Source organism: Roseateles sp. GW821-FHT09H11 (assembly GCF_059415845.1).
The window spans coordinates 872,607-890,580 of the sequence record NZ_JBWKOA010000001.1 but is presented as its reverse complement, the minus strand read 5'-3'; the positions used below and the strand labels follow the sequence as shown (position 1 = coordinate 890,580).

The window sequence follows — 17,974 nt, the reverse complement described above, 5'->3', positions numbered from 1 at the left end:
GGCGTGCGCCGGACCTTCGGTTTCCTCCCCGTGATCCAGGGCGTGGATCCGCAGGTCGCCGACGGCGAGTCCTGCGTCTTGGTCAGCCCTCGGGGAGCCGCAAGTCCGTCAGCCCGCGAACGTGGCTTCGGGCAGTCCCCGCACGTCGGGAATCTCCAGCGCGAACAGCGAGCCCGACAAGGGCGCGTTGGCCAGCGCCTCCTCGCTCAGGCGCACGGAGGCGCTGGTGACATACAGCGTCTCCAGGCTGGCGCCGCCGAAGCAGCAACTGGTGGGGCGGGGCACGGGCATGCGGATGCGATGCATCTCGCGTCCGTCCGGGGAGAAGCGCGCGATGTGCCACGCGTCCCACAGCGCCACCCAGAGGCAGCCGGCGTCGTCGACCGTGAGGCCGTCCGGCCGGCCGTCGTCGGCACCGAAGACGATGAGTTCGCGGCGATTGGCGATCGTGCCGGACAGCAGGTCAAAGTCGTACTGGTAGATCGTCCGGCGATAGGTGTCGGTGAAGTACATCTTGCGGTCGTCCGGGCTCCATCCCAGGCCGTTGGGCACGGTGAAGCCGGTGTCCATCCGCTTCCATGAGCCGTCCGCGTCGACGCGGAACAGGCTGCCGCGATTGGCCGCCGTGCCCATGTCCATCGAGGCGACCCAGAGCCTGCCGCGACGGTCGCATTTGCCGTCGTTGTAGCGGTTGCCGGGGCGGTCGGCCTCGGGATGGCTCAGCAGGCTCATGCGTTTGGTGTCCGGATCCAGCGTCATCAGTCCGCCCGGCGTCGCCACCAGCAGGCCGCCGGTGGCCTTGGGGATGACGACGCTGGCCATGGTGCCCAGCTTGATCTCGGTATTGACGCCGCCGGACGCGCGGTGGGTGTGCACCGACGGCGTCAGGATGTCGACCCAGTACAGCGCATTGTCCCGCGGCGACCACATCGGTCCTTCGCCGAGCAGCGCCCGCGTCTCGTTGATGCAGCGCACGTCGACCGGCGGCGCGGCGGGCGCGGGCCTGCCGGACATCGCGATCGTCGTGGCGTCGCCGGCGGCGGCGTGGGAGATGCCCCGCGCGGTGGCGATCAGCGCCGCGCTCAGGCTGTGGGCGCGGGCGCCGCCCAGGCGGGATGCCGGTCCGGTCACGGACAGGGCGCCGATCGGGCGCCCCTCGTAGTCGAAGATCGGCGCGGCGACGGAGACGCTGGTCTCGTCGAACTCGCCTTCGTCCACGGCATACCCCCGCGCCCGCGCCAGCGCCAGGTCGCCCTGGAGGCCGGCCGCGTCGCGCAGCGTGTTCGTCGTGAACGCGTGGAAGTCCAGGTTCTCCAGCAGGTGGCGCAGCCGCAGCGGGTCGAGGTTGGCGGCGATGGCCTTGCCCGCCGCGGTGGCGTGCACCGGCAGCCGCACGCCGACGCTGGACACGGGCGCGACGTCGCGACCCGCCTGCTCGCTGGCCACCACGACGACCTGCTGGCCGTTCAGCACGGAGAGCTGCACCGATTCGCCCAGCTTGTCGCGCAGCCGCACCAGCGCGTCCTGGGCGGCCAGCCGCAGGTCGAAATCGCTCCAGACCTCGTGGGCCAGTTCGAGCAGCCGGAACCCGAGCTGGAAGCTCCTGTTGTAGGGATCGTGGCGCAGCAGGCCTTCCCGCACCAGCGTGCCCAGGATCCGGTGCAGCGTGGCCTTGGGCAGCGACGAGGCGCGCAACAGGTCGGTGAAGGTCATCGGCGCCCGCTTGGCGGACACGATGTTGAGCAGGCCCATCGCCTTTTCCAGGACCCCGAGACCCTGTTGACCGTTGGCGGATCGATCTCCCGTTGACATGTCCTGTCTTCCGCTCCCCGGAACTTTTGAATCGCGCGATTGTAGGCATTTCGTCTTTCGGTCGCCCCGAAGCTGGCTATAGTTCCAATTAGTGAAACTTCAGGGGGCGACATGGAATCCACGGCCTTGATCACCTTGGACTGGGGTTCTTCCAATCTGCGGGCGCGCCTGTTCGACCGGCAGGGGAAGGTGGTGGAGATCCGCTCCAGCGCCCAAGGCTTGCTGAACCTGCGGGAACGCTCGTTCGAATCGGCCCTGCGGGCGTTGTGTGGCGGTTGGCTCCGGGGGAGCCGGGTACCGCTCATCGCCAACGGCATGATCGGCGCCCGTGAAGGATGGGTGGAGGCGCCTTACCTGAAGTGCCCCGCGACGGCCCTGGATGCCGCGGGCGCGCTGGTGAAGGTGACGCTGTCGGACGGGGCGGAGCTGCACATCGTGCCCGGGTTGCGGTGCCAGTCCCCGTCGGGGCAGGAGGACGTGATGCGGGGCGAGGAGACTCAGCTCTGGGGCCTGGAGCCGGGCGATCCCGCGTGCTGCCTGCTGCCGGGCACGCACAGCAAGTGGGCCAGGCTCGATGGTTGGGGCCGGGTCACCAGCTTCGAGACGAGCCTGACCGGCGAGCTGTACGCGCTGCTGACCCGGCACGGCATGCTGGCCAAGCTGATGCGCTTCGACGGGGAGCGGCTCGACTGCTTCGACGAAGGCGCGGCGCTGGGGCTGGCGCAGTACGACCGCCTGTCCGTGGCGCTGTTTTCCGCCCGCGCAGCCAGCCTGTTGGGCCGTGTGCCGCCCGAGGGCCTGCCGGACTTCCTGTCGGGCCTGCTGATCGGCGCGGAGGTCGGCAGCGCGCTGGCCTACTGGCCACAAGGCGGCATCAAGCTGCTGGGCGAGCCCGACCTGTGCGCGCGTTATGAGCGGGTATTGCGCCGCGCCGGCACGGTGGCGGCACCGGCGCCGGCCGACGCCACGGCACGCGGCCAGTGGCGCATCGCGGTGCTGGCCGGGCTGGTGGAGGCCGCCGGATGAACGGCCTGATCGCGATCCTGCGGGGCGTGCTCCCCGACGACGTGCTGGCGGTCGGCGAGATCCTGCTGGAGCACGGCATCCGGATCATCGAGGTCCCGCTGAATTCGCCTCGTCCGCTGGAGAGCATCGAACTGCTGGCCCGGCGCTTCGGGCCGGAGGCGGAGATCGGTGCGGGCACGGTGCTCGATGTCGACGACGTGGCCCGGGTCCAGCAGGCCGGCGGACGGCTGGTGCTGTCGCCCAATGTGAATCCGGGCGTGGTCCGCCGCAGCAAGGCGCTGGGCCTGCGATCGATGCCGGGCGTGGCCACGCCCACCGAGGGCTTCGCCGCGCTGGCGGCGGGGGCGGATGCGCTCAAGCTCTTCCCGGCCGATACCCTGGGACCGGCGGCGATCCGGGCGTGGCGCGCGGTGTTTCCGGACGGGACGCCGATGTTCGGCGTGGGCGGCATCGGTCGGGACAATCTGGGCAGCTTCCGGGAAGCCGGGGCCAGCGGTGCAGGACTGGGGTCGTCGCTGTACACGCCGGGGATCTCCGCCGCGGAACTGCGTCAGCGCGCCCGTGCGATGCGGGTCGCCTGGGACGCCGCCGGGTTTCGGGCGGCGTCCGGCTGACGCCGAGGAGATCCGGCTCAGCGCAGACGTTCCGTGACGCTGCGCTGCGAGGGCCACTCGTTGTGCGCCGTCGCCTTGAAGTTCTCGACCTGCGTGAAAGTCTTGAGCCGCTGCTCGTCGGTCTTGCGCAGGGCGCGCGAGAGCGAGTCCTTCACCGTGTCGATCAGCGTCGTGACAGTCTTGCTGTCCTTGACCGTGGAGGCATCGTAGTTGCCGTTGTCACGGTCGAGCGTGAAGGTGCGCGACTTCTCGAAGTGGGCGTCCATCTCCTCGGTCTGCGTCTGCGTGATCGCGCGGCCGCCGGTCACCGTGTTCGGACGCTCGGTGGTGGTCTGGCCGATCCGGTAGTCGGCGTGGCCGGCTTCCTTGATGCTGCCGATGCGGCTGGTGCGCTGCGAGTCGGCGCTGAAGTCCGCCTTGAAGTCCGCCAGGCCGCTCTGCAGCGACTGCACCTGCGATCGCAGCCCGTCACTCATCGGCGGCGGGGCCGCGGCGGCGTCGTCCGCCTCGGCGGCTTTCGCTGCCGTCGTGTTGACGGCGATGGCGGTGGGCTTCGCGGCGTCGTTCGCGCCGACGGGCACGGCGCTCGACACCTCGCCATCGACCGGCGGCGCCTGCAGTTGCTGGAACGCGTCCTTGAACGACTTCGTCATGGCGGCGTCGGCGTGGCCGCGGTCGGCGGCCGCATCGATCTGCTTCAGCAGTTGATCGATGGCGGACCAGCGCTGCCCGTTGTTGACGCCGCCCTTGGGCGGCGTGGCGTCGACCTCCAGGTTCATTTCGCCGCTGGTGGTGCGCATCGACACCGACTTCGTGTCCGTGCCCAGATGCAGCGAGAACGCCCGCATCACGCCGGGCACGTCGGCCGGCGCGTTCGGGTTCTCGACCTTCAGATCGAGCCCGGACAGCACGCCGCCGCGGTCGAAGGCCATCAGTTCGGACAGGTCGAGCGTGGGTGCGCCTTCGCCCAGGCCTTCGAGGGCGCGGTCGAGTCCGTCGCCCAGCTCGGCGAGCGCCTTGCGCTCCGCGCTGCTGAGCGCGCCCGAGCTCTTGACCTCGACCTGCAGGCCGCGCGTGCCGCCCTGGTCGCCGCTGTTGACGCCGATCGTGAGCTCGACGGTCTGGCCGGAGCGCGTCTGGATCTTGAGATTCACCTCGGCGGCGTTCGTGCTGACGCCACCGATGGCCTGTTCCTGGAGCGCCGCGGCCGCCGCGGCGGCTTCGCTGCCGCTGGCGCCGTCCATCGCGCTGACGCCGTCGGCGGGCGGCACGTAGTCGGCGAGCGTCTGCTTGTACGCCGTGCCGGTGTCCGCCAACTGCTTCAGCAAGCCGCTGCCGAGCCCGCGCCAGCGGTCGGACAAGGTGACGGCGTCCTTGCCGCTGTTGCGGGTCATGAGTTCGCTGAGGCTGTCGTCGCGCGCATGGGCCCAGAAGCGCTGGGGGCCGAACCCTGGCGTCTTCGGCTTCGCGTAGACGAGGTCGCTGGCCGCCGCTGCGTCGAGCGTCAGGCGCGTGGGGGCGGACGAGGCGGCAGACGCCGAGGACGCGGAAGCCGCGGTCCTGGCGGCGGCGCTGGCCGCCTGCGCCGACACGCCCGCGGGGCGGTACGTCGACGCCGTGCGGCTCGCGGCGATGCGGTCGAGCACGCTCGCGCCGGTCGAGGTGATGAGGGTCATTGCGAAGCGCCTCCCTGGCGGCAATCCCGCGGTGCTCTGATGGCGTGGCGGTGATCCCTTCGCTATCGGCCGGGCGCTCAGGAACTTGAGTGATCTCCCCCGGCGGTGGGGGTCGCGATCGCCCGTGTGGTGCGACCTGCGATCAGACGTGCAGCCACGCGGCGATGCCCAGGCCGACGCCGATCGCGCCGGCGCCCAGCGTGGCGAACTCCATCCAGCGGCGCTTGGTCAGCAGCGCGATCGCGGCCAGCGCGATGGCGACCTGCAAGGCCGTCGTGGCCTGTGCCCAGCGATGGTGGAGGTGCAACTGCTCGTCGCTCTTGTGGTCCCACGCGGCGGACTCGGCCTCGAGCTTCTCGGCCTGCGCCTTGATGTCGTTCTTCTCGGTCTCGTAGCGGGCGATCTTCTCGCGGTACTTGGCCCGCTGCTCCTCGCTGGGGGTCAGGTCGAGTGCGAACTCGGCCAGGTTCTGCTTGCTGCTCTTGGCCTGGAAGTAGTTCCAGCGGTTGGCGGCCTCGGTCTTGGTGATCGCCGCGTTGTTCTTGAACAGGCCGGCGTTGGCCTGCGTGGCGCCGCCCATGTACGAGAAGCACGCGCCCAGCGTGGCGAGCACGGCGGTGATCACCGCCAACTGGCCGGCGAGCCCGTGGGGCTCGTGCTGCGCGGCGTGTTCGAGTTCGTGGTCGTGCGGACCGTGGACGTGGAAATGGTTGCCGGACATGGGGTTCGGAATGTGGAAGTCGATGAGGAAGGCGGGGTGGACGGCCGAGGCGCCAGGACGGCCGAGGCAGGCGTCGGGGCGCAGGCGTCAGCGCCGGCGCTCGTAGCGCACGAAGTCGTAGTGCCAGTCGTGGCCGCGATCGGCGGGGCTGTGGTGGCGCTCTCTGCGCAGCTCGGCGAAGACCTGCGGGTCGACGGCGGGGAAGAACGCGTCGGCGTCGAAGGCGGCGTCGATCTCGGTGAGTTCCAGGGCGTCGGCGCGGGGCAGGGTGAGTTCGTAGACCTGGGCACCGCCCATGACGAACACGGCCTCGTCGGCCGAGCAGGCGGCGAGCGCCGCGTCCAAGGTCTCGAAGACCTCCGCGCCGTCGAGCACGAGCCCCGGCTGCCGCGACAGCACGAGGTTGCGGCGCTGCACGAGCGGCCGGAACTTCGCGGGGATCGAGTCCCAGGTCTTGCGTCCCATGATGACCGTGTGCCCGATCGTGAGCGCCTTGAAGCGCGCCATGTCCTCGGGCAGGCGGACCAGCAGTTCGTTGTCGCGGCCGATGCCGCGCATGCGGTCGAGGGCGGCGATGAGGGTCAGGTGGGGCATGGGGCTTCAGGCGGAGCGCGGACGGGGCAGGGACGGGAGTTTACGGACTGCGCGGGGCCGCGCTGGTGAAGTCTGGCAACAACTGAGCGCGGATGCGCGAGCACGCGTGCGAGTGCGCGGCGGGGGAAGACGGCCCAGCGCCGCTCATCCCGCCGCGCCGGCCACCGACTCGTAGTGCGACACCACCGGGAACGGGTCGTAGAAGTGGTGCAGCAGCGCGCGCCAGTCCTGGTACTGCGGCGACTTGCGGAAGCCGACCTCGTGGTCCTCGAGCGTGCGCCAGCGGACGAGCAGGAGGTACTCGCCCGGCCGCTCCACGCAGCGCTGGAGCTCGTGCCCCAGGTAGCCGGGCATGGCGGAGAGGATGGCCTGCGCCTGCAGGAACGCGGCTTCGAACGCGGCCTCGTGGCCGGCGCGGACGGGGAGCGGGGCGACTTCAAGGATCATGGGGACCTCCGGGGTCGCATTCTCGCCAGACATTGATGAATCTGTGCGACGACCGCCGCCCCTTCGCCGATCGCGCCGCCGACCCGCTTCACCGAGCCGGAGCGCACGTCGCCCACCGCGAACACGCCCGGCACGCTCGATTCCAGCGCCGCCGGGCCGCTCTCGATCTGCCACTCCAGGTCCGCGGCCAGGGTCGGGTCCGCCCGCCGCTGCGCACGTCGCACGTCCGCCCCGGTCAGCACGAAGCCCTTGGCGTCGGACAACACCGGGCAGCCCGCCAGCCAATCCGTCTCCGGCTCGGCGCCGACGAAGAGGAAGACGTTGCGCGTGTCCTGGCGCGACTCGGTGCCCGTGCGGGCGCAGCGCCAGGTCACCGCCTCCAGCCCGCGCAGCGGATCGCCGTGCAGCTCGGTGATCTCCGTGTAAGGACGCAACACGATGTTGGAGGTGGCCTCGATGCGGTCGATCAGGTAGCGCGACATGCTGTCGGCAAGACCCGGCCCCCGCACCAGCACGTGCACGCGCGAGGCGTGCTCGGACAGGAAGACCGCCGCCTGTCCCGCCGAGTTGCCGCCGCCGACCAGCACCACCTCGCTGCCCACGCACAGCGGCGCCTCCAGCGCCGAAGCCCAGTACCAGATGCCGCGGCCTTCGAAGTCGTTCAGGCGCGGCACCGCCAACCGGCGGTAGCGCGCACCACTGGCGATGACCGCGGTGCGTGCGCGCAGCTTGCGGCCGTCGGTCAAGGCGATCAGGAGCTCACCTTCCGGCCCTTCGCGGGCGCAGTCCAGCGATTCGACCTCGGTGGGAATCAGCAGCTCGGCGCCGAACTTCTCGGCCTGCACGCAGGCGCGACCGGTCAGCGCGCCGCCGGAGATGCCGGTCGGGAAGCCGAGGTAGTTCTCGATCCGCGCGCTGTTGCCCGCCTGGCCGCCATAGGCGCGGCGGTCAAGCACGACCACGCGCAGCCCCTCCGACGCGGCGTACACCGCCGTCGCCAGCCCCGCGGGGCCGGCGCCGGCGATGGCGACGTCGAAGAGCTCCTCGCGCGGCGTCGTGTCCACCATGCCGATGCAGCGCGCCAGCGTCGCCTCGGGCGGATTCACCAGCACCGCGCCGTCCGGGCAGACGGCGACCACGTCGCCCGGCGCGGCGCCGTATTCCTCGATCAAGGCGGCCGCCGCCGCGTCCTGCGCCACGTCGACCACGCGATACGGCTCGCCGTTGCTGTGCAGGAAGCTCTGCAGCCGCAGCAGCGCGGCCGAGTTGGGGCGGCCGATCAGCACCGGCCCGCTCGCCCCCGATTCGATCAGGCCCACGCGGCGCAGGATCATCGCCCGCACCAGGCGCTCGCCGAGGTCGGCCTCCGCGATGATCAGCGCGCGCAGCTGGCTCGGCGGCAGCAGCAGCGTCTCGACCGTGTCCACCGCGATCGCGTCGACCAGCGACGGCTTGCCCGACATCGCCGCCAGCTCGCCCGAGAAGTTGCCCCGCGTGTGCTGCACCAGCGGCGTGGTGTTGCCCATGCCGTCGCGATGACACACGTCCACCGTGCCGGCGAGGATCAGGTAGAGCCCCGGGCCGGGCTTGCCCGCGCTGAGCAGCGTCTGGCCGGGCTGGAAGGTCTGCGGCGTGCCGAAGCGTTGCATGCGCGCCATGTCGCAGGCGCTCAGCCGCGGATACATCTGATGGCGGCGGGTTTCCAGCGAGTGGTGCGAGGCCTCTGCGATCATGGCGTGTCCCCTGCGTCGGGTGTTCGGGATGGTTGCGGTACCGCTGATCGCGGGTCTACAGTGGCCCCCACAGTGGGGGAGTCTCGCGGAGTGGCCTTCGAGCACCGGGGGTCACCCGCCCAGCACAACGAGGTGCGCGACCATGTCCCATCTTGGACCGACCTTCGTCCAGATCGTCCACGAGGAAGCCCTGACCTGCGCGGGATGCGCGGCGGTGCTGAGCCGCCGCGCCGACCTGGCGGCCTCGATCTGCAGTCTGGCGCACGCGGTGCGGATCGTGTCGGGCGAGTCGCCCGAACGATGCGACGTCCTCATCGCCGACTACACCAGCGCGCTGGCGCTGGCCCTGACCGCGCGTCAGGCGGCGCGGCGGCCCGGCGGCCATCCCGGCGGCCGATGTCCCCGCATCCTCGTCCTGACCGCGATGGACCGCGAGTGGGACGTCCGTGCCGCGATGGAGGCCGGCGTGCACGGCTACCTGCTGCAGCGATGCCGCCCCGAGCAACTGGTCGAGGCGGTCGACGCGGTGATGCTCGGCGTGCAGTTCGTGTCCGTCGAGCTGGCGCCCAAGCTCGCGCGCAGCCTGACGCAGGACCGGCTCACCAAGCGCGAGATGGACGTGCTGGTCGCGATGTCCACCGGCGCGTCGAACAAGGACATCTCGCAGCGGCTGGGCATCACCGGCGCCACCGTCAAGACGCATGTGCGCGCGATCCTCAGCAAGGTCGGCGCGGGCGCGCGCACCGAGGCCGTCGCGATCGCCGCCCGCAGCGGGCTGACGGCCCGACCGCCGCAGGAGTCGGCGCTCCTGGCACAGGCGGACCCGACGGCCCGGACGGCGGCGGCTCAGACGGCAGCCCAGACAGCGCGGACCGCCTTCGCGGAGGCCGCGCGCGCCGGTCACTTCGCCGGGCAGAAGGCGCCGGTCTTGATCCAGGCGTCGACCAGTTCCCCGAACTGAGCCTGCGTCCCCGGCGCCGGCTCGCGCTGCGCGCCGGGCATCCACGCCCAGCCGACCAGCGTGTCGTGCGCCATGTGCTCGTGGATCTGCGCCAGCGTGCGCTTGCCGTTGCGCGCGGGATCCTTGATCTGCTCGCAGATCTCGCCGAGCGACAGGTTCTGCCAGGCCATCTCGCGCGGCGCGACGTGCCACATCGCATGACCCGGCACGCCGGACGCGTCGTTGTTCTTCGCCTGATGGCAGCTCGAGCAGCGCAGCGCCGGCACGCCCTTGCCGTCCGCACCGCGAGTGACGTTGGGGATGTGCAGCCGCGTCTGCACGCCCTGACCCTGCAGCGGCCGGTCGCCGGAAGGGTGGCAGTTCACGCAGCGCGGGCTCTGGATGACGCGGCCGGCCTCGACGAAGATCGCCCGCGAGCGCTCCTTCGGATCGGCGATCGCGTCGAAGCTCTGCACCGTGCGCAGCGGGGCGACCGCGGCCGACGCGGCGGCGGGGCGGGCGTCCTGAGCGTGCGCGGTGGCGGCGAGTCCGGCGGACGCGGCCAGCACCACCAGCGCGCCGCGCATCGCTGTTGCGACGGCTGCCAAGGTGATCGCCGAGGTGGTCGTCGGGATGATCGCCGAGCCCGGACGACCGGTGGAGGGGGAGATCGGGTGGTTCATGCCTTCAGCTCCTCGACGGCGACGGGATAGCTGCGGAAGCGCTTGCCGGTCGCGGCATACAGCGCGTTGATGTAGGCCGGCGCGATGATTGCGGTGCCGATCTCGCCGACGCCGCCGGGCTCCGCGCCGCTGCGGACCAGGTGCACGTCGATCCGCGGCGTCTGGTCGATGCGCATCAGCGGGAAGTCGTGGAAGTTGCTCTGTTCCACGCGGCCCTTGTCGATGGTGAGCTTGCCCAGCATCACCGCCGTCAGGCCGAAGATGTGACCGCCTTCCATCTGCGCGACGACGCTGTCCGGGTTGACGGCGATGCCGCAGTCCAGCGCCGTGGTCAGACGGCGCAGCATCACCGCGCCGTCGGGCGTGACGCTGAGCTCCATCACCATCGCGATGTGGCTGCCCCAGGCGTTGAGCACCGCCACGCCCCGGCCGGTACGCGCCGGCAGCGGCGTGCCCCAGCCGGACTTCGCAGCGGCGGTCTCCAGCACCGCCTTCAGCCGAGGGTTGTCGTTCAGGTGCGCGAGGCGGAAGGCCACCGGATCGGCCTTGGCCGTGACGGCGAGCTCGTCCATGAAGCCCTCGACGGCCCAGGCGTTGTGGTTGGGGCCGACGCCGCGCCAGAACGCGGTCATGTAGCCGGACGGCGGCTCGACCGGGACGTACTCGACGATCTTCGCGGGGATCGAATAAGGCGTCTCGGCGGCCTCGACGGCGTCGGGATCGGCGACGCCGGGCTGCAGCCATTGCGGCGCGTAGCGAGCCACGATCGACGAGCCGGACAGGCGGTGCGAGATCGCCGTGATCTTGCCGGCGCTGTCGAGCGTCGCGGCCATCTCGTCGCAGTAGAGCGGGCGGAAGCTGCCATGGCGGATGTCCTCCTCGCGGCTGTAGATCACCTTGAGCGGGAAGTCGACCTGCCGGGCGAGCTTCGCGGCCTGGCCGACGTATTCGGCGTCGAGCCGGCGTCCGAAGCCGCCGCCGATCAGGAAGTTGTGGACCTGGATCTTCTCGACCGGCACGCTGCTGACGGCGGCGATCGCCTGCTGCGCCTTCACCGGCGCCTGCGTGCCGAGCCATACGTCGCAGGCGCCGTCGTGGAAGTGCAGGGTGCAGTTCATCGGCTCCAGCGGCGCGTGGACCATCGTCGGCGCGTCGTACTCGACCTCGACGAGCCGGGTGCCCGGCGCGGCCTTGGCCGCGGCGAAGTCGCCCTCCTGCTTGGACACGATGCCCTTGCGCTTGAGCGCGTCGCGCACCGAGGTCTTCCAGGCCGTGGTGGAGAAACCCGCATTCGGCCCCTCGTCCCAATCGATGACCAGCGCGGCGAGGCCTTTGCGCGCGGCGCCGTAGTGGTCCGCGACCACGCCGACGATGTCGTCCGCGACCAGCACCCGACGCACGCCGCGCACGGCCAGCGCCTTGCTGTCGTCCACGCGGCGCACCTTGCCGCCGACCACCGGGCAGTGCGTGATCGCGGCGACCTTCATGCCGGGCAGGCGCGTGTCGATGCCGAACTGGGCGCTGCCGTTGGTCTTGCTCCTCGTGTCCAGCCGCTTGGCCGGCGTGCCGACGAGCTGGTAGGCCTTCGGGTCCTTCGGCGGCACGTCCTTGGGCACGGGCATCCCGGCGGCCTTGGTCACGAGCGCGCCGTACGCCAGCTGTTTGCCGGTGGCCGCCTGCACGACCTTGCCGTCCCGCGTGACGCATTCCTGCGCCGTGCATTGCCAGGTGTCGGCGGCGGCGTTGACCAGCATCGCGCGGCAGGTCGCGCCGGCGGTTCGCACCGCCTTCCACGCGGCGATCATCGAGGCCGACCCGCCCGTGATCTGCATGCCGAAGACCGGGTTGGCGTAGCGCTTCTCGTCGGCCGGGGCCTGCTCGATGGTGACGGTCGAGAGCGGGACGTCCATCTCCTCGGCCAGCATCATCGGGATGGCGGTGAAGGAGCCCTGGCCCATCTCGACGAAGGGGATCACATAGGTGACCTTGCCGGACGGCGCGATGCGGATGTAGACGCTGGGTTCGAAGGAGGCGACCGCGGAGGAAGCAGCGGTCCCGCCCTTGGCGGCCTTCGCGGCACCGGCGGCGTCTGCGCGGAGGGGCAGGCAGAACGAGGCGACGAAGGCGCCGCCCGTGCCGGCGCCGATCTTGAGGAAATCACGGCGTTCCATGGCTCACCCCTTGACCGGCGCGCCGGCGGCCGCCATCAGGATGGCGGACTTGATGCGCGGGTAGGTGCCGCAGCGGCACAGGTTGCCCGACATCGCGGCGTCGATGTCGGCCTCGGTGGGGCGCGGGTTCTGCTTGAGCAGCGCGCAGGCCGACATGATCTGGCCCGACTGGCAATAGCCGCACTGCGGCACGTCCTTGTCGACCCAGACGGCCTGGATGCGCTTGCCGACGGGGGTCTGGCCGATGGCCTCGATCGTGGTGATGGCCTGCTTGCCGACGCCCTCGACGGGGAAGGAGCAGGAGCGGACGGGATTGCCGTCGAGGTGCACGGTGCAGGCGCCGCACATCGCCATGCCGCACCCGAACTTGGTGCCGGTCAGGCCGACGACGTCGCGCAGCACCCAGAGCAGCGGGGTGTCGCCGTCGACATCGACGCTCCGCAGCTTGCCGTTGATCTTGAGCTGGTAGGCCATGAGCGGGATCCTCCTGTGGAAGACCCACTGTCCGGCCATGGCGGGGCGGTGTCGTCAGCACGGGGGATGCATGCCGGCTCGTTCGGGGCGGGGAGACGCGCCTCATCCCTCGGGATGAGGCCGGATCGGTCGGCCGGGGCATCGTCACGCCGCCGTCACCGCGCTGGCGGATGATCGAGGCTTCCACCATTCCGTCCCCGCCGACCATGAGCTCAGCATCCGACCGCGACGATCTCGTCGAACGCATCCGCCGCGACCTGCAGGACGGCTACGACGAGGAACTGGAGCTGGAGATCGAGGACCGCCACGTCGACGAGGCGCTGCGCGCGCTGGACGAGAGCGATTCCGACAGCGCGCACGGCGAGCGCATCGCCTATTTCAAGCACCTGTTCCGCCTGCAGCGCGAGCTGGTGAAGCTGCAGGACTGGGTGCACCACACGCGGCAGAAGGTCGTGATCCTCTTCGAGGGCCGCGACGCCGCCGGCAAGGGCGGGGCGATCAAGCGCATCACGCAGCGGCTCAACCCGCGGGTGTGCCGCGTGGTGGCGCTGCCCGCGCCCAACGACCGCGAGCGCACGCAGTGGTACTTCCAGCGCTACGTGCCGCATCTGCCGGCCGCCGGCGAGATCGTGCTCTTCGACCGCAGCTGGTACAACCGCGCCGGCGTCGAGCGGGTGATGGGCTTCTGCGGCGAGGACGACGTCGAGGAGTTCTTCCGCTCGGTGCCCGAGTTTGAGCGCATGCTGGTGCGCTCCGGCATCACGCTGATCAAGTACTGGTTCTCCATCAGCGACGAGGAGCAGCACCTGCGCTTCCTGGGCCGCATCCACGATCCGCTCAAGCAGTGGAAGCTGTCGCCGATGGACCTCGAGTCGCGCCGCCGCTGGGAGGACTACACGCGCGCCAAGGAAGTGATGCTCGACCGCACGCACATCCCCGAGGCGCCGTGGTGGGTGGTGGCGGCCGACGACAAGAAGCGCGCGCGGCTGAACTGCATCCAGCATCTGCTGGACCAGTTCCCGTACCACGAGGTCGAACGCACCGAGATCCGCCTGCCGGATCGCGAGCGGCACGACGACTACATGCGGCATCCGGTGCCGGAGTCGATGTTCGTGCCGGCGAAGTACTGAGCAGGCATCGATCAACGGCGCTCGGCGAGCGCCACCGCATCCGGCCCGGCGGCGCGATGCAGGCGATCCGTCGTGTCGTTGGCGGCCAGCCAGACGGCCTCGGCGACGTCCTCCGGCGTCGTCGTGAGCGAAGCGCCGACGAACTCCGCAAAGATGCGCTGCGCGTAGGCCGCGTAGGGCGCCGTGATCAGGCCCTGGATACGTTCGCCGGCGTTCGCCGAGAAGTTCGTGCCCGGGCCGTAGCCGGGTTCGACGAGGCGCACGCGCACGTCGAAGTCGCGCAGCTCCAGCGCCAGCGAGGCGCTGAACCCCTCGATCGCCGTCTTGCTGGCCGTGTAGGCCGCCACGAGCGGGAAGGGCGCCAGCGTCGCGCTGGACGTCACGTTGACGATGGTGCCCGAGCGCTGCTCGCGCAGGCGGGGGATCACCGCCTGGCACATCGCCAGGGTCCCGAAGGTGTTGGTCTCGAAGACGTCGCGCACGGTGGTCATCGGCGTCGCTTCGAAGGCGCCGAACAGGCCGATGCCGGCGTTGTTCACCAGCACATCGATGGTCCCGATGTCCTCGAGCGCGCGGGCGATGCTCTCCGGTCGGGTGACGTCCAGCGCCACGACCCGCAAGCGGGAGGAGGGCGGGATGTCGATGTCGCGCGGGGTGCGCATGGTGGCGATGACCTGCCAGCCCTGGGCGTGGAAGTGGCGGGCGGTGGCGAGGCCGTAGCCGGACGAGCAGCCGGTGATCAGGACGGTCTTCATCGGGAATCTCCATGGGTGGGTGGGAACAGGGAGCCACGATAGAGATCCGTCGCCGGACGAACGAGGGTGTATCGTCCGCATTTCTTTGGCCATCGTCCGGACATGAGCGATCCGCTTTCCGATGTCGTGCGCCTGCTGCGCCCGCGCGCGGTCATGGCCAACCTGATCAGCGGCAAGGGCGGCTGGGCGGTGCGGTACACCGAGTACGGCCAGCCGAGCTTCTGCATCGTGCTGGAAGGGCACAGCCGATTGGCGGTCGATGGCCATGACGCGGTGACGCTGCAGGCCGGCGACTTCGTCCTGCTGCCGACGACACCGGCCTTCACGCTATCGAGCGTGGACGCGGTGCCGGTGATGCCGATGGATCCGCGGGAAGCCGCGAAGACGCGCGGCGAGTTGCGCTATGGCGAGCGCCGCGGTCCGGCTGACATGCGCTCGCTCGGCGGCGCGTTCGCCTTCGACTGTACCGATCCAGGCCTGCTGGTGGCGTTGCTGCCGCGCGTGGTGCACGTGCGAGGCTCATCCCGACTGGCGCTGCTCGTGCAACTGGTCAGCGAGGAGGCGATGGCGCCCAAGCCCGGCGGCGAATTCATGATGTCGCGCCTGGTCGAAGCCATGCTGATCGAGGCGATGCGGGCGAGCTCCACCGCGGACGCACCGGCGGGCCTGCTGCGCGGGCTCGCCGATGAGCGGCTCGCGAAGGCGCTGCAGCAGATGCACGCCCGGGTCGAGCGCGCGTGGACGGTGGCGCAACTGGCGAAGCTCGCGGCGCTGTCGCGGTCCGCGTTCTACGAGCGCTTCACGCGCACGGTCGGCGTCGCGCCGATGGAATACTTGCTGGCCTGGCGCATGGAGATCGCCAAGGAGCTGCTGCGGGCGGGCAAGGTGCCGGTCTCGGAAGTGGCGGAGCGCGTCGGTTACGGCTCGACGAGCACCTTCAGCACGGCGTTCAGCCGGCACGTGGGTATGGCGCCGAGTCGTCATGCGCGCGGCTGAGCCGCGCGGAACACAGCGTGTGTGAGCGCGGTTCGCGCCAGCAGACACGTCGAGTCCAGCAGTGGCGGCAGAGGGGGCGCGTCGCCGCTGAAGCGGCGCGAGGGCCCTCAGCTCAGACGCAGGTTGGACTGGTTCTCGTCCACGAGGCGGCGATAGACGCGGAAGTGGGCGGCGGAGGCGCGCGGCTCGCCGAGCTGCTCGCACAGCGAGCCCAGGCGGTAATGCGCTTCAGCCAGCGCCGGGTTCAGGTCCAGCGCCTGCTCGAAGGCCGCGATGGCCTGCGTCAGGCGGCCGGCGCTCTCCTGGACCTTGCCGGCGAAGAAGTACAGCGACGCGATGTCGCTGCACCAGCCGACGGCCTGGTCGATCAGCTCCAGCGCGTCGTCATGACGGCCCTGGCGGCTGAGCAGCGAGGTCAGCTGCGCGAAGGCCTCGATGTGGCAGGGATCGTTGGCGATGGCCTTGCGATAGCCTGCCTCGGCGGCGGCTTCGTCGGTCGTCTCGGTCAGTGCCGCGAGCTCGACCAGCGCGTCCAGCGCGGCGTTGCTCAGGCGGCGCGCCGAGCTGTGCAGCTCGACGTCTTCGACGCGCACGGCGGGGCGCGCGGACGTGATGTGGGCCAGGAGGATGTCGGCGGCGGAGATCGGCGGGTTGGTGGTCATGGCAGTGCTCTGGTGAGTTGCCGTGAATGGTGCCGGGGGTCGGGACTTGCCTCTGCCGGAGAGCGGTGCGAGTGCGTGTAGGACAAGCGGAAGGGCCCCGTGCATGGTCCGCGCGAGGCGAGAAGGCGAGGCGCGAGGCGGGGGCGATCCGCCTCGCCGATCTCACTTGAGCGTGACGAGTTCTTCGGCGATGGTCGGATGCAGGGCGACCGTGCTGCGGAAGTCCTGCCAGGTCGCGTTCGCCTTCAAGGCGACGGCGATGAACTGGATCATCTCCGCGACCCCGTCGCCGAGCAGGTGCACGCCCACCACGCGGTCGGTCGCGTCATCGACGAGCACCTTGAAGAAGACCTGATCCCGCGAGCCGGCGAAGGCCTGCGCCATCGAGCGGAACCGGGTCTTCAGCACGCGCAGGCCGGGAAAGCGTTCGCGCGCCTGCGCTTCGGTCAGGCCCACGACGCCGATCTCGGGCGTGGTGAAGACCGCGGTCGGGACCAGCGCGTAGTCGATCTCCGGCACCTCGATGTGGCCGTAGTGGCGGTCCGCAAACGCCTGACCCTCGCGGATGGCCACCGGCGTCAGGTTCAGACGATCGGTGACGTCACCGATGGCGAAGATCGATGCGACGGTCGTGCTGCCGCCGGGGCCGACCACGATGGCGCCTTTGTCGTTGACCTCGACGCCGGCCGCCTCGAGCCCCAGGCCTTCGATGTTCGGGCGGCGGCCGGTGCTGAGCAGGACGGCATCCACCTCGAAGGAGCGCCCGCCGGTCGTGGCGACGCGCAGGGCCGCGCCTTCCCGCCGCAGCACTTCGATGCGGTCATCGAAGACCAGGTCGACGCCGCGCATGGACAGATGCTCGCGCAGTGTCTCGGCGATCTCGCCGTCGAAGCCGCGAAGCAGCGCCGGGCCCCGCACGAGCTGGGTCACCTGGCTGCCCAGGCCGGCAAAGACGCTGGCGAACTCGACGGCGATGTAGCCGCCTCCGACGATCAGGAGGCGCCGCGGCTGCTCGCTCAGATGGAAGAGCTCGTCCGAGGTGATCGCCAGTTCGACGCCGGGGAAGCTGGGGCGGTCAGGGGCCGCGCCGGTGGCGATCAGGATCCGCTCGGCCGTCACGACCTTGCCGCTGCTGCGCAGCCGCACGGTGTGGGCGCCCAGCAGCGTGGCATGTTCGGGGAAGGTCTGCACGCCTACCCCGTGGAGGTTGCGCTCGTAGACGCTCTCCAGGCGGTCGATTTCGGTGTCCTTGTTGTTCATCAACGCGTGCCAGTCGAAGCGGGCCTCCGGCGCGTCCCATCCGAACGCCTTGCCGGCCTTGAACGCATCGGGGAAACGGCTCGCGTAGACCATCAGCTTCTTGGGGACGCAACCGCGGTTGACGCAGGTGCCGCCGAAATTGGCGCCCTCGGCGATGCCCACGCGCGCGCCGTGCTTTGCGGCGACCCGGGCGGCGCGTGCGCCGCCGGAACCAGCGCCGATCACGAAGAGATCAAAGTCGAACTGCTGCATACGTCAATGGCCCGGAGGTCGATCCGGG

At 70.6% G+C, this 17,974-nt stretch carries 17 protein-coding genes; 5 read left to right on the top strand and 12 right to left on the bottom strand.

Translation table 11 applies throughout. The features are described from left to right. Positions 1 to 108: 108 nt before the first annotated feature. Positions 109 to 1,812 carry an SMP-30/gluconolactonase/LRE family protein gene (locus AC07PR_RS03540; RefSeq protein WP_483106230.1) on the bottom strand — a complete coding sequence of 568 codons (1,704 nt, stop codon included), beginning with the start codon at positions 1,810 to 1,812 and terminating at the stop codon, positions 109 to 111. A 111-nt stretch (positions 1,813 to 1,923) separates the two neighbouring features. On the opposite strand from AC07PR_RS03540, the gene AC07PR_RS03535 reads away from it, so the two are divergent. Further along, entirely contained in the window at positions 1,924 to 2,838 is a 915-nt protein-coding gene (locus AC07PR_RS03535) for a 2-dehydro-3-deoxygalactonokinase (RefSeq protein ID WP_495134430.1), read from the top strand. Beyond that, positions 2,835 to 3,452 carry a 2-dehydro-3-deoxy-6-phosphogalactonate aldolase gene (locus AC07PR_RS03530; protein WP_483106232.1) on the top strand — a complete coding sequence of 206 codons (618 nt, stop codon included), beginning with the start codon at positions 2,835 to 2,837 and terminating at the stop codon, positions 3,450 to 3,452. The genes AC07PR_RS03535 and AC07PR_RS03530 overlap by 4 nt, the downstream gene beginning before the upstream one ends. A 17-nt stretch (positions 3,453 to 3,469) precedes the next feature. Here the strand turns inward: AC07PR_RS03530 and AC07PR_RS03525 are convergent, their stop codons facing one another. From AC07PR_RS03525 to AC07PR_RS03505, 5 genes are all read right to left on the bottom strand, one after another. After that, positions 3,470 to 5,128 (bottom strand): hypothetical protein, encoded by a 1,659-nt coding sequence (locus AC07PR_RS03525; protein WP_495134429.1) that lies wholly within the window; start codon positions 5,126 to 5,128, stop codon positions 3,470 to 3,472. Positions 5,129 to 5,270: 142 nt separating this feature from the next. After that, a complete protein-coding gene (locus tag AC07PR_RS03520) occupies positions 5,271 to 5,849 on the bottom strand; it encodes a DUF4337 domain-containing protein (protein ID WP_495134428.1) in 579 nt (192 codons plus the stop codon). Between the two features lie 87 nt (positions 5,850 to 5,936). Next, positions 5,937 to 6,443: a dihydrofolate reductase gene (locus AC07PR_RS03515; RefSeq protein WP_495134427.1), complete on the bottom strand. Its 507-nt coding sequence runs from the start codon at positions 6,441 to 6,443 to the stop codon at positions 5,937 to 5,939. Between the two features lie 144 nt (positions 6,444 to 6,587). After that, on the bottom strand, positions 6,588 to 6,890 hold the full coding sequence (locus tag AC07PR_RS03510) for an antibiotic biosynthesis monooxygenase family protein (protein WP_431103364.1): 303 nt from the start codon (positions 6,888 to 6,890) through the stop codon (positions 6,588 to 6,590). Further along, on the bottom strand, positions 6,887 to 8,623 hold the full coding sequence (locus AC07PR_RS03505; RefSeq protein WP_495134426.1) for an FAD-dependent oxidoreductase: 1,737 nt from the start codon (positions 8,621 to 8,623) through the stop codon (positions 6,887 to 6,889). Before AC07PR_RS03505 ends, AC07PR_RS03510 begins: the two co-directional genes overlap by 4 nt. Before the next feature lie 142 nt (positions 8,624 to 8,765). Here AC07PR_RS03505 and AC07PR_RS03500 point away from each other — a divergent pair, with 142 nt between their 5' ends. Beyond that, a complete protein-coding gene (locus tag AC07PR_RS03500; protein ID WP_483106238.1) occupies positions 8,766 to 9,584 on the top strand; it encodes a LuxR C-terminal-related transcriptional regulator in 819 nt (272 codons plus the stop codon). On the opposite strand, the gene AC07PR_RS03495 is transcribed toward AC07PR_RS03500, so the two are convergent. From AC07PR_RS03495 to AC07PR_RS03485, 3 genes are read right to left on the bottom strand one after another with little or no spacing between them, the layout of a single operon-like run. Further along, a complete protein-coding gene (locus tag AC07PR_RS03495) occupies positions 9,524 to 10,246 on the bottom strand; it encodes an Isoquinoline 1-oxidoreductase subunit (protein ID WP_495134425.1) in 723 nt (240 codons plus the stop codon). The genes AC07PR_RS03500 and AC07PR_RS03495 overlap by 61 nt on opposite strands. Further along, positions 10,243 to 12,417, bottom strand: coding sequence for a xanthine dehydrogenase family protein molybdopterin-binding subunit (locus AC07PR_RS03490; RefSeq protein ID WP_495134424.1), 2,175 nt, complete (start codon positions 12,415 to 12,417; stop codon positions 10,243 to 10,245). Before AC07PR_RS03490 ends, AC07PR_RS03495 begins: the two co-directional genes overlap by 4 nt. 3 nt (positions 12,418 to 12,420) lie before the next feature. After that, positions 12,421 to 12,891: a (2Fe-2S)-binding protein gene (locus tag AC07PR_RS03485; protein ID WP_495134423.1), complete on the bottom strand. Its 471-nt coding sequence runs from the start codon at positions 12,889 to 12,891 to the stop codon at positions 12,421 to 12,423. A gap of 206 nt (positions 12,892 to 13,097) precedes the next feature. Between AC07PR_RS03485 and ppk2 the strand changes: the two genes are divergently transcribed. Continuing rightward, entirely contained in the window at positions 13,098 to 14,021 is a 924-nt protein-coding gene (gene ppk2 / locus AC07PR_RS03480; protein ID WP_431103370.1) for a polyphosphate kinase 2, read from the top strand. A gap of 11 nt (positions 14,022 to 14,032) precedes the next feature. Here ppk2 and AC07PR_RS03475 read toward each other — a convergent pair whose 3' ends face one another. Then, entirely contained in the window at positions 14,033 to 14,776 is a 744-nt protein-coding gene (locus AC07PR_RS03475) for an SDR family oxidoreductase (RefSeq protein WP_377155288.1), read from the bottom strand. A 102-nt stretch (positions 14,777 to 14,878) separates the two neighbouring features. On the opposite strand from AC07PR_RS03475, the gene AC07PR_RS03470 reads away from it, so the two are divergent. Further along, on the top strand, positions 14,879 to 15,772 hold the full coding sequence (locus AC07PR_RS03470; protein ID WP_495134422.1) for an AraC family transcriptional regulator: 894 nt from the start codon (positions 14,879 to 14,881) through the stop codon (positions 15,770 to 15,772). A gap of 107 nt (positions 15,773 to 15,879) precedes the next feature. On the opposite strand, the gene AC07PR_RS03465 is transcribed toward AC07PR_RS03470, so the two are convergent. Both AC07PR_RS03465 and gorA read right to left on the bottom strand, forming a co-directional pair. Continuing rightward, positions 15,880 to 16,434 carry a tetratricopeptide repeat protein gene (locus AC07PR_RS03465; protein ID WP_495134421.1) on the bottom strand — a complete coding sequence of 185 codons (555 nt, stop codon included), beginning with the start codon at positions 16,432 to 16,434 and terminating at the stop codon, positions 15,880 to 15,882. Positions 16,435 to 16,596: 162 nt separating this feature from the next. Next, positions 16,597 to 17,946 carry a glutathione-disulfide reductase gene (gorA, locus tag AC07PR_RS03460; RefSeq protein ID WP_495134420.1) on the bottom strand — a complete coding sequence of 450 codons (1,350 nt, stop codon included), beginning with the start codon at positions 17,944 to 17,946 and terminating at the stop codon, positions 16,597 to 16,599. Positions 17,947 to 17,974: the final 28 nt, after the last annotated feature.

Excerpts from the sequence above, each read along its gene's own strand:
- AC07PR_RS03540 (WP_483106230.1), bottom strand. The coding sequence starts at position 1,812 with ATGTCAACGGGAGATCGATCCGCCAACGGTCAACAGGGTCTCGGGGTC.
- AC07PR_RS03535 (WP_495134430.1), top strand. The coding sequence starts at position 1,924 with ATGGAATCCACGGCCTTGATCACCTTGGACTGGGGTTCTTCCAATCTG.
- AC07PR_RS03530 (WP_483106232.1), top strand. The coding sequence starts at position 2,835 with ATGAACGGCCTGATCGCGATCCTGCGGGGCGTGCTCCCCGACGACGTG.
- AC07PR_RS03525 (WP_495134429.1), bottom strand. The coding sequence starts at position 5,128 with ATGACCCTCATCACCTCGACCGGCGCGAGCGTGCTCGACCGCATCGCC.
- AC07PR_RS03520 (WP_495134428.1), bottom strand. The coding sequence starts at position 5,849 with ATGTCCGGCAACCATTTCCACGTCCACGGTCCGCACGACCACGAACTC.
- AC07PR_RS03515 (WP_495134427.1), bottom strand. The coding sequence starts at position 6,443 with ATGCCCCACCTGACCCTCATCGCCGCCCTCGACCGCATGCGCGGCATC.
- AC07PR_RS03510 (WP_431103364.1), bottom strand. The coding sequence starts at position 6,890 with ATGATCCTTGAAGTCGCCCCGCTCCCCGTCCGCGCCGGCCACGAGGCC.
- AC07PR_RS03505 (WP_495134426.1), bottom strand. The coding sequence starts at position 8,623 with ATGATCGCAGAGGCCTCGCACCACTCGCTGGAAACCCGCCGCCATCAG.
- AC07PR_RS03500 (WP_483106238.1), top strand. The coding sequence starts at position 8,766 with ATGTCCCATCTTGGACCGACCTTCGTCCAGATCGTCCACGAGGAAGCC.
- AC07PR_RS03495 (WP_495134425.1), bottom strand. The coding sequence starts at position 10,246 with ATGAACCACCCGATCTCCCCCTCCACCGGTCGTCCGGGCTCGGCGATC.
- AC07PR_RS03490 (WP_495134424.1), bottom strand. The coding sequence starts at position 12,417 with ATGGAACGCCGTGATTTCCTCAAGATCGGCGCCGGCACGGGCGGCGCC.
- AC07PR_RS03485 (WP_495134423.1), bottom strand. The coding sequence starts at position 12,891 with ATGGCCTACCAGCTCAAGATCAACGGCAAGCTGCGGAGCGTCGATGTC.
- ppk2 (WP_431103370.1), top strand. The coding sequence starts at position 13,098 with ATGAGCTCAGCATCCGACCGCGACGATCTCGTCGAACGCATCCGCCGC.
- AC07PR_RS03475 (WP_377155288.1), bottom strand. The coding sequence starts at position 14,776 with ATGAAGACCGTCCTGATCACCGGCTGCTCGTCCGGCTACGGCCTCGCC.
- AC07PR_RS03470 (WP_495134422.1), top strand. The coding sequence starts at position 14,879 with ATGAGCGATCCGCTTTCCGATGTCGTGCGCCTGCTGCGCCCGCGCGCG.
- AC07PR_RS03465 (WP_495134421.1), bottom strand. The coding sequence starts at position 16,434 with ATGACCACCAACCCGCCGATCTCCGCCGCCGACATCCTCCTGGCCCAC.
- gorA (WP_495134420.1), bottom strand. The coding sequence starts at position 17,946 with ATGCAGCAGTTCGACTTTGATCTCTTCGTGATCGGCGCTGGTTCCGGC.